Source organism: uncultured Rhodoblastus sp., assembly GCF_903903185.1.
Lineage (GTDB): Bacteria > Pseudomonadota > Alphaproteobacteria > Rhizobiales > Beijerinckiaceae > Rhodoblastus.
Map to the genome: position 1 here is coordinate 1 of NZ_CAIUXT010000253.1, position 3750 is coordinate 3750.

The window sequence follows — 3750 nt, forward strand, 5'->3', positions numbered from 1 at the left end:
CATCCCGCCAATCTCCTCCAGCGCGTCACCAAAGTTCGAAAAGGCCAAAAACGGCGCGACGCGCCGAACAATTACGCGCGACCAGCGGCGCAGACCTCGTCTCCATCGGCCAGGGAGGCAACTCGCGGTGAATAGATCAGGTTAGGCAAGGAGGATTGGCCGGATACGGTCTCCGTCGCCGGCTTTTGGACGAGCGCGGGGAGCCAAAGGGAGAATTGCGCAAAGGCGAGCAAAAAAGCCTCCAGACCGATCGTGTGATCCTGGTACCCGGTCCGGCCGACGAGGTCCTTACCGTTCGCCGCATGTATCGGCTGTTCGTGGAGATGTCCGTCAAGGAGCGGGAAATTGCAGAAAAATTGAATGCGGAGGGAACCTTCACCGATCTTGGACGGGCCTGGACACGCGGCTCGGTCCATCAGGTCCTGACGAACGAGAAGTACGTTGGCGACAACGTCTTTAATCGTGTGTCCTTCAAATTGAAAAAAACCCGTGTGCGCAATCCGCCGGAATTGGTTGTCAAAGCCACGGGCGTTTTTGAACCCATCGTCGATCGGGCCTTGTTTGAAGCCGCTCGCCGGATCATCGTGGAGCGCAGCCGCCGCTATTCCGACGAAGACATGCTCGCATGTCTCACCAATCTGCTAGAGCAAAGCGGTTTTCTATCGGCGCTCGTTATCGATGAACATGACGGGCTTCCGTCAAGCTCGGCCTATAAGTCACGTTTTGGTAGTCTCCTGAGAGCCTACAAATTGGTCGGCTACTCCCCCGGTCGAGACTATAGGTATGTGGAAACCAATCGTTTTCTCCGGTCATTTCATTCAGGCGTCGTCGATAAAACGATCGACACCATTCGAGCGTCGGGAAGCACGGTCATTAAGCATCCGGAAACCGAGCTGCTTACGATAAATGGTGAAATTACAGCCTCGATCGTTATCGCCAGATGCATTGAAACAGCGACAGGCGCTCACCGCTGGAAAGTTCGTTTCGATACGAGCCTTCAGCCGGATATCTCTGTTGTCTTGCGCATGGATCATGATAACCGCGAGGTGCAGGATTATTATTTCCTTCCTCGAATGAATTTTTTTGGGCAGCGCGTGCGAATGGCGGAGGAAAATGGCCTCCACCTCGACGCATTCAGGTTCGAGACGATCGACCCGCTCTTTTCCTTGACTTCACGAGTCCAGATCAGGAGGGCGTCATGACGGAGCCTGCATCGAATATACTTGAAATTCCGATCAACAAGATCACGGTCTTGAACCCTCGCGCAAGGAACAAAAAAATATTCAATGAGCTCGTGATGAGCATAGCCCATCTGGGGCTGAAAAAGCCGATCACCGTCGGTGCTCGCGCAGACGGCTCTGGATTTGATCTCGTTTGCGGCCAAGGGCGCCTCGAAGCCTTTATCGCTCTTGGGCAGCATACGATCCCGGCCATTGTCATCGAAGCTTCCATTGAGGACTGCTTCGTCATGAGTTTGGTGGAAAATCTTGCTCGCCGGCAATGTTCATCATTGGAGTTCGTGCGGGAAATAGCCTCCCTACGCGAACGGGGGTATTCGATCGCGGAAATCGCGGCGAAGACCGATTTCAGCGAAGAATTTATCAAAGCAGTTTTTTATCTGTTCGATCACGGTGAAGAACGCCTGCTCGCGGGCGTGGAGAAGGGAATAATTCCGCCAACCATCGCCATGGAAATCGCCCGCGCAAATGATAGCCAAGTTCAGACCGCTCTTGCCGAGGCTTATGAAAATAAGTCCATTCCCGGCAATCAAATCATCGCCATTCGCCGCATAGTTGAAGAGCGGAACTCAATCGGAAAAGCAATTTGCAGTGTGCCCCCGGCGATGCGAACGCCAGCCAAAAAGGTCACTGCTGCCGGGCTGGTGCGAGCATATCAGAGAGAAACGGAGCGGCAGAAGCTGCTCGTCAAAAGGGCGACGCTTGCGCAAAGTCGCCTCCTATTCGTCGTCAATGCATTGAAACGGCTCTTGGCGGACGATCATTTTGTTACGCTTCTTCGCGCCGAGTCCATTCATACAATGCCGCGACCGCTTGCCGAGCGGTTAGGAACGGAGATACGGACATGAATGACCAGGTTCGAGCAGCCTTCGAACAGCGAGTATTTTCGCTGCCGATTACATCTCTATTGCCACGCAAACAAATATCAGATTCTCAAAAAGGGACAGTAAAATTTCGCCGTATTTTCCGTTCAATTGCTGAAGTTGGCGTCGTCGAGCCCTTGATCGTGAGCCGGCTCGGTAAGAAGGAGGAAAAATACCTCCTTCTGGATGGGCACCTTCGCCTCGCCGCTCTTCAAGAGCTCGGGGAGTCCAATGTTCGTTGTATAATATCTCAGGATGATGAGGCGTTCACTTACAACAAGCGCGTCAATCGTTTGGCGACAATCCAGGAGCATTTTATGATCCTGCGGGCTCTGAAGAGCGGTGTATCGGCAGAGAAGCTGGCCAAAGCGCTCGACCTCGATATCCAAATGATAAAACGGCGAAGCATTCTTCTTAACGGCATTTGCCCCGAAGTGGTCGAAATGCTCAAGGATAAGACGATCAACAAGCATACCTTTTCTGTTCTGCGAAAAATGAAGCCATTGCGGCAGATTGAAGCGGCAGAGCTGATGGGAACAGCCGCAAACTGGTCGGCAAGTTACGCAAAAGCTCTTCTCGCGGCCACAAAACAAGATGATTTAACTCGGTCAGACCGACCGAAAAAAATTGCCGGAATGACGCGCGAGCAGATGGCGCGAATGGAACGGGAGATGGCATCGCTTCATCAAGATTTCAAACAAATCGAGAATTCCTACGGCGACGATATCCTCCACCTGGTGATTGCCTCCGGCTACCTTGGGAAACTGGTGGCAAATAAGGAAATCGAACGCTTTTTGAGCCAGCATCATGCGGAAATTCTCGACGAGTTTAGATCGATTATTGCAGCAACCTCGTTGGACCAGACGGGATTGGCCGCATGATTCTTCCAGAGGCGTCCTGTAGAGAAAAGACTGATTCAAACCAGGGCGGTCGCAACGACAACTCCCTCCCCAGCTCCCAGCTCTCCGCAGGCCCGAAACATAACACCTAAGCGGCGCGGAAGCTCCCAAGCGCGAATAGCGGCCGCTCGAAACGACGTCCGGTAGCCGGCTTCGCGCCTAATTCGGCCATTCCCCGGCGCAACGCCAATTTATTGGCGTCGGCTCCGAAGCCGACATTCGCCTGAAGGATGTTCGCGCCTCCCCGTTTGCGCTATCAGGATCGGCAGCCTTGAACGGACAGAAGCAAGCGGCTTCGTCCTCGAAGCAGCAGCGCGGGTCAACCGTGATGCGGTAGGAACCGAACGCGCTCATGTTTCGGAGAGCCCGAGGAGGGCCTCGGTGCGCGCCCAGACGGTCGCAGCCAGGCCCTGATCTATGCCGAGCGGGTTCGGCTCGGCGGCCGCGGATTTCTTGAAATAACGACCGGTCATCGACGCTAGCGCCGGGTCTGTGGCCACATGCAGCGTCGTTCGCGCGCCGGCCTCGGGTGTGAGAAAGACTGGCTTCATCAGCGCCCACGCGACGCCCAACCCACCGCCGAGATTGCCGATCCGTGTGCCAACGACGCCAGGATGGACGACATTGACCGTGGGCGTCTGGCCGAGGCGACGCGCCAACTCAAAGCTTGTGAGCATGAGCGCCAGTTTCGACTGGCCGTAAGCCTTGTACATCGACCAGGGCCGCGCCTTCCATTCGAGGTCGTTCGGG

General features: G+C 54.9%; 3 protein-coding genes and 1 pseudogene. 3 read left to right on the plus strand and 1 reads right to left on the minus strand.

What is annotated here, in order from left to right:
• Nucleotides 1-155: 155 nt before the first annotated feature.
• Genes QZY01_RS23585 through QZY01_RS23595 form a run of 3 tightly spaced genes read left to right on the plus strand, consistent with a single transcriptional unit; the run spans nucleotide 156 to nucleotide 2982 of the window.
• Complete coding sequence (locus QZY01_RS23585; RefSeq protein WP_294542148.1) at nucleotides 156-1202, plus strand: recombinase family protein; 1047 nt, start codon at nucleotides 156-158, stop codon at nucleotides 1200-1202.
• Nucleotides 1199-2086, plus strand: a complete 888-nt coding sequence (locus QZY01_RS23590; RefSeq protein WP_294542149.1) for a plasmid partitioning protein RepB C-terminal domain-containing protein — start codon at nucleotides 1199-1201, stop codon at nucleotides 2084-2086. The genes QZY01_RS23585 and QZY01_RS23590 overlap by 4 nt, the downstream gene beginning before the upstream one ends.
• The gene (locus QZY01_RS23595) at nucleotides 2083-2982 is read left to right on the plus strand and encodes a plasmid partitioning protein RepB C-terminal domain-containing protein (RefSeq protein WP_294542150.1); all 900 of its coding nucleotides are present in this window, start codon (nucleotides 2083-2085) and stop codon (nucleotides 2980-2982) included. Before QZY01_RS23590 ends, QZY01_RS23595 begins: the two co-directional genes overlap by 4 nt.
• A 368-nt stretch (nucleotides 2983-3350) precedes the next feature.
• Here QZY01_RS23595 and QZY01_RS23600 read toward each other — a convergent pair.
• Nucleotides 3351-3750, minus strand: a pseudogene (locus QZY01_RS23600) (short-chain dehydrogenase); the annotation flags it as partial.

Excerpts from the sequence above, each read along its gene's own strand:
- QZY01_RS23590 (WP_294542149.1), top strand. The coding sequence starts at position 1,199 with ATGACGGAGCCTGCATCGAATATACTTGAAATTCCGATCAACAAGATC.
- QZY01_RS23595 (WP_294542150.1), top strand. The coding sequence starts at position 2,083 with ATGAATGACCAGGTTCGAGCAGCCTTCGAACAGCGAGTATTTTCGCTG.